A 5,552-nucleotide genomic window follows, 5' to 3' on the forward strand; every position below is an offset into this window, starting at 1 on the left:
TCTTCTGTTTTTGAGATATCTTCGTAATGTAGCATGTTTTGTACTTTTTGTGTGGTAACCTAAAGATACAATAAAACCAAGGGATTCCCAAGGTTTCATGCTGCATTTTTTCTCTAAAATGCTCAGTATATAACGGTGCGAAACTTCAGTTAAATAAAGTATAAACTGCTTAGATAGAATTGTATTCCATCGTTATTTTAATAGCTTGAGATATTATGCAATCAAGCTCCATGATCTTGAAGCCTTATTCTTTAGATACACCAACAGAATGCAATTCTATCAAGAAAATACAAACTTTAAACTTTGAAAGGTCGAACTTTGAACTCTAAGTACTCTAGACACTCTAAATACTTATTTCTCATTTCACGCAAAGAACTCGCAAAGACAAAATATGCCAAGATCGCAAAAGGAATCTAACTATTAAACAAAGTATAAACTGCTTAGATATAATTGTATTCCATCGTTATTATAATAACCTGAGGTTAATACGAATTTGTCAAACACAAAAAAGGCCATACTTTAAAAAGTACAGCCTGTTTTTCTATTGGAAACCAGAATTAATTATCGTGCTTGTCGCCTAATTTCTCTAAGTTTTCCATTCCTTTGATGTTCAAAGTTTTGGCCATAGAACCCATTTTGGCTAGGTTGATATCGCCAGTGATGCTGATGATGGCATTATCGTCTTTCGAACCTCCTATAACCATTAAGAGCTCTCTTACTTTTCCATCTTTTTCTTGAATCATAAATTTAATATCCATGTCTTTTTCTTTTACGGACATCAGTTCTTTGAAGTTTTTCTTGGGTAAAACATCCATCACCTCGGTATAAAGATTTACATCTCCCATGATGGTATCCATGGCAAGGATTCTGATGCTCTCGATAGAGCGGGCCATTTCTACCATTTCTTTTCCATCGTCGGTGGTATCCATTTTAGATATCATCTCGAACATGGCTTGGTTGATGGTCACAACGGTGAATCCCTCCATTCCATTATACTTATCGAATATTTTGTCGGTGGCCGATTGGGCCATCAATGTGGAAATACCTAATATTCCCATGGCTAATAATAAAACTAACTTTTTCATTTTTATGGTTTTTTACATTACTAATTTTAATTTGCTTTTCTTCATGCTCGAAATATTCTGCAGCTTTTCGAGTGATTGATCTATATGATTCACATGATTTATCTTTTCTATATTCTTTTGATAGACTTGCTCCATCTTTCCTATTTCTTGAGTTTGTGTACCTATGATAGCAGCCTTTTCGCTGAACTTGCTACTGGCTTCATATCCTTTATCCATGGATTCTAATCCTATGCTCAGATACTTTTGGGCTATCTGAATCTCTTTTGGACTCAAAGTATTATTTTGAATGCTCGTTTGGCTATAAAACCAAGAAAAGCCTAGGACTAATAAAATAACTGCCGCTGCCGACCAGCTTGTCCAACTTTTCCAGTCTATTTTTCTCATTATAGTTTCTGGAAGCAAGTCTTCCTCTTCTAGGTCTGCAATGATGTTTTTATCCTCCTCAAAAACAGTAAATAGTATTTTGTATTGGGCCAATTCCGGAGCTATGTCTTCATATAAAAAATAATGACGCAGCTGCTTTTCTTCCAAAAGATTGGTTTCTCCTTCAAAATACTTCTGTAATAGCTGTTTTATGTTTTCTGTTTTCATCATTATCCTATTTTTGTCATTTGGAAATCCATTTGTTTCATCAATTGCACTTTGATTTCTTTTCGGGCTCTACTGATGATGACTCTCAAATTATTAGTACTTAAGCCTGTTATCTCACTGATTTCGTCATAATCTAATCCATCCATCTCCCTGAGTTGAATCACCTCTCTTTGCTGAGGATTCAAATTAGAAATAATCTGTCTTACCCTTTGTAACTCGTCGTTCACCACCAATTGTTTCTCAGGGTTCTGATGGTCTGAACGAGCTAAAACCTGTTCTTCCTTATTGGTTTCAGGCTTGTGTTTTCGAATATTATCGATACAGCCATTTCTAACCATCGTTAAGGAAAAGCTTTTGATACTTTTGATATTTCCAAGAACTTTTCTTCTGTTCCAGAGCTTTAAAAAGCTATCCTGAACAATGTCTTTAGCATCCTCCTCATTTTGTAAAATGCGCAGCGCCAGTCGGTACATTTGGTCCTTATGGACGAGTACTTGTTTTTTAAATTGGTCTTTTTGCATTTTTCTAATTCTGATTTTGCCTTTGGACAATGATATGACGATTGTTTTGGAGATGCATTACAAAGATGATGAAATATTTTTTATTGAGGTTTTCAATTAATCCTAATTATGGGCGAATTGGGCCACTAAGGCTCGAAGGCTCTAAGACAAATCAATTTTGCTGATAAGGTTCCATGTAAAGAGCGCGAAGTTAAAATGACGCTAACGCAAAGTAAAAATATAGATGTTTGCTTTTTTGTTACTAATCAGTTAGAAATAGTATACTTGATTTTCCCTGATTGCCCCAACCCCAAGGGGAGTCAGGAAAAAGATTCAACAAAACTATTAGATTGAGAAGTCGATATTCTAAAGTAATTTGATTTTTAAAGCTGGAATCTGATTTTTTTGCTCCCCGTGGGGAACTACTCTTTATACACATCTTGTTTAAACAAATCAAAAGCTATTTTGAAGCCTTCGTACTTTTGGTTAAAGTTATCATAACCTCTTTTAATAGATATGTAGCCTGGAGGCCCATGCGATTTGTATCCACTCCAACCACTTAAGCGAGCAATTATCCATGATGCCCAGTTTAGCGTTTCTTGTTTGTAGGGATTTTTTTGCTTTAATGTTTTGCCTTCAACTTCAGATAGCATCATTTTCAAAAATATTATCTGATTGTCAGTAAAATACAGCTTGGCCTTAGCATTGTGTTCATTCTTTAAAGAAAGCTTTAGTGCCATGATAACCAGAGCGACTTGCAGAGCCATGACTGTTAACTTTTTCAATGCAGATCCTGATTCCAATTGTGCTGATTCTATTTCCAAGCCTTGGCTTTTTAAAACACGAAAAAGCTCCTCTATAAGCCATCTATTACTATACCACTGAGTGTAAGTCAAAGCATCTTGCGGAGTTGATATATTATGCGTTGTTAATAGTCGCCATAAAATGGGGGATTCTCCTTCTGGCACACTTTCGTTCAGTTCACGAGCTTCAATAGCCCATAATTCAACGTATTCAGGTAAATCGTTCTTTTCCTTCCTGTATGGCTTTTTGATTTTTACTTTAAGGTACTTGAGTGCGATTTTCGCAACTCGATTTTTTCGCTTCTTATTTGCTTTTACCTCGAGATTGAAAATTAGTTTTTGTTCTTGCTGCTCAAGCGTTTCAAAAAGTTTGGTATCACTGTTATGAAGCTTCCTGTTTACACTCGACCGTATTAATAAATCAGTTCGTTCATCAGGTACATATACTAACTCCTCGTAGATATCTGATTCTCTATCTCCTATGATGGTGAGTTTGGGAGTTTCTGATAATGCAGACTTTGTCTTTTCTGCACTTTCAACCCACCGATATGATTCTTTATCTTTAAAGTCTTGTGAAGGATATTTCCTCTCGTATTTATCTTTCTTATCCCAGCTTCGATTCCAAATCTTGCTATAGGGAATACCTATTGGTAACCCAGACTTTTCATCAATAGCTAAAACTGGATGACAAAAAAATCCTACATTACCTTTTTTTGTAACTGGACCTATATCATTATCATTCAGCCCAATCCTTTGTTTATGATGACTGTAATTTAACTCTGTTGTATCTTGAAGACAAAGTAAATGTGAAGAACCTTGGTTTTGCTTACATGATTCTATTACACCATCTAATAAATGTTCATAACTGAAATGTTGATTTCCTAACATTCTATACGCTCCTATTTTTTCAGAATGAGAACCAGAAAATTGATTCACTATTGCATTACCAAAAGTAAGCATATCATTCATTACTTTTTCTACTCGTTTTTCAATTCTAAAATCTGGCAAAACACCGTTGAAAAAACCATTAAACTTATTGATTATCATGGTGTTAAGATACGAAAAAAACCACGAGTCGACAAAATTTAAAGAGCTATATTTCAGGTATTTAATAAACTTTTTTTGGTGCTTTTTGAGGGAGGAAAATGTGTATAAAGAGTAGCGTGGGGAAGGGGCAAAACAAAAAAATCATTTCTTAAAAGCAATTATAGTAATTTAATATTAGACTTAGTTACGCTTTTTTTAATGGTATATTTACCATGATATGATTTATTAATCGAATAACATTAGTATTTTTGAAGCCAACAAAACCTATCATTTTATGAATCCTCTTATTCAAGCAGGCACCTCCATTGTCATTTTTGCATTAATCAGTTATTCTATTGCAATTATTATCGAACAAAGGCAAAAGGTTGTCAGTAAGAAAGTATTATTATTTCTGACTCTAGGGGTTACCTTAGATATTATTGCTACTACATTTATGATTCTTGGTTCCTCAAAAGGGGGATTTACTTTACATGGTTTTATTGGCTATTCTTCACTATTGGGAATGTCAATTGATGCTATTTTCATATGGCGCTTAAAAATAAAAAATGGTTTCAACTCCCCAGTTCCAAAGACCATTCACCTTTATTCACGTTATGCTTGGATATGGTGGGTTCTGGCTTTTATAACAGGAGGATTATTGGTGGCCTTTAGATAATGATGACTTCTTTTTCCTAGACTATCTTATGTAAATAGATGATTGTGTTTCTTAATTAAATTGAGGTGTTTAGCTAAGTCCTTATTCAACACTAAAAGACAAACACCAGAAATAATAACACTTAGCCTTTTTTTCGTTTGCCCCAACCCCAAGGGGAGCGAAAAAAACATGCACCAAAACAATTAGTTCTACAGTTTAGTAAAAAAACCTATAGCGTATCGACTTAAATTCCATTAAGCTAAGTAAGTAATTGAACAACTTATAATTAAACTTAAGATTTCTCGCTTTGCTCGAAACGACCATTGCTTAAATGTTTTTATAAAAGGGCGCATAAATCCATTAATTGTTTCACTTGCATTTATGCGCCCTTTTTTATCTCTCCTCTTGAATACTTAGGACATTTCGAACGCAGAAAGAAATCTAGTTCTCCAAACGTTATTTCTCTGCACCTCTGTGGTTTTTGGTAAGAGCTTAGAGCGACTCTATTCTGTCATTTCCCCCTTGTATTCTCTTTGTACGGAAATATGCTTATTGGGCTTTGGAGACTTGGAGTAAAAGGCTTCTGAGTTTAAAAAATAGATTTCTCCTCCACTATGTTTCGTCGAAAAGACCTGAACTCTTGGGGTAAATAAATAGCGCGACAAGGCAAATGTCATTTATAATTGAGCTTGTCGCGCTTTCTTTCAAAACGATAATATTGGGGTCATTTCGAAGGAGAAGGTTTACTTCGACTGAGAAATCTTTTAACCTGAGTTCGGTTTTTAACTATCTGAAATTCAGTTGTTAATGGTGATATTTTTGACCATAAAATTAGGAGATTTCATGAGTATTTATTATCTTTGTGACTGATAATCAAACAATTAACAATAAA

5 protein-coding genes are annotated in these 5,552 nt (G+C 34.5%); 1 reads left to right on the forward strand and 4 read right to left on the reverse strand.

The window, feature by feature from the left end; all coding sequences use genetic code 11:
* Positions 1–557: 557 nt before the first annotated feature.
* From HNS40_RS21485 to HNS40_RS21500, 4 genes are all read right to left on the reverse strand, one after another.
* Entirely contained in the window at positions 558–1,085 is a 528-nt protein-coding gene (locus HNS40_RS21485; protein WP_172284773.1) for a DUF4252 domain-containing protein, read from the reverse strand.
* Positions 1,086–1,097: 12 nt separating this feature from the next.
* Positions 1,098–1,679: a hypothetical protein gene (locus HNS40_RS21490; protein WP_172284774.1), complete on the reverse strand. Its 582-nt coding sequence runs from the start codon at positions 1,677–1,679 to the stop codon at positions 1,098–1,100.
* Positions 1,679–2,197 (reverse strand): RNA polymerase sigma factor, encoded by a 519-nt coding sequence (locus HNS40_RS21495; RefSeq protein ID WP_172284775.1) that lies wholly within the window; start codon positions 2,195–2,197, stop codon positions 1,679–1,681. Before HNS40_RS21495 ends, HNS40_RS21490 begins: the two co-directional genes overlap by 1 nt.
* Positions 2,198–2,598: 401 nt before the next feature.
* A complete protein-coding gene (locus tag HNS40_RS21500) occupies positions 2,599–4,026 on the reverse strand; it encodes an IS4 family transposase (RefSeq protein ID WP_172284776.1) in 1,428 nt (475 codons plus the stop codon).
* Between the two features lie 274 nt (positions 4,027–4,300).
* On the opposite strand from HNS40_RS21500, the gene HNS40_RS21505 reads away from it, so the two are divergent.
* Positions 4,301–4,681, forward strand: a complete 381-nt coding sequence (locus HNS40_RS21505) for a hypothetical protein (protein WP_172284777.1) — start codon at positions 4,301–4,303, stop codon at positions 4,679–4,681.
* Positions 4,682–5,552: the final 871 nt, after the last annotated feature.

Source organism: Lentimicrobium sp. S6 (assembly GCF_013166635.1).
Classification (GTDB): domain Bacteria; phylum Bacteroidota; class Bacteroidia; order Bacteroidales; family UBA12170; genus UBA12170.

Coding starts and splice junctions, on each gene's coding strand:
- HNS40_RS21485 (WP_172284773.1), bottom strand. CDS start 1,085: ATGAAAAAGTTAGTTTTATTATTAGCCATGGGAATATTAGGTATTTCC.
- HNS40_RS21490 (WP_172284774.1), bottom strand. CDS start 1,679: ATGATGAAAACAGAAAACATAAAACAGCTATTACAGAAGTATTTTGAA.
- HNS40_RS21495 (WP_172284775.1), bottom strand. CDS start 2,197: ATGCAAAAAGACCAATTTAAAAAACAAGTACTCGTCCATAAGGACCAA.
- HNS40_RS21500 (WP_172284776.1), bottom strand. CDS start 4,026: ATGATAATCAATAAGTTTAATGGTTTTTTCAACGGTGTTTTGCCAGAT.
- HNS40_RS21505 (WP_172284777.1), top strand. CDS start 4,301: ATGAATCCTCTTATTCAAGCAGGCACCTCCATTGTCATTTTTGCATTA.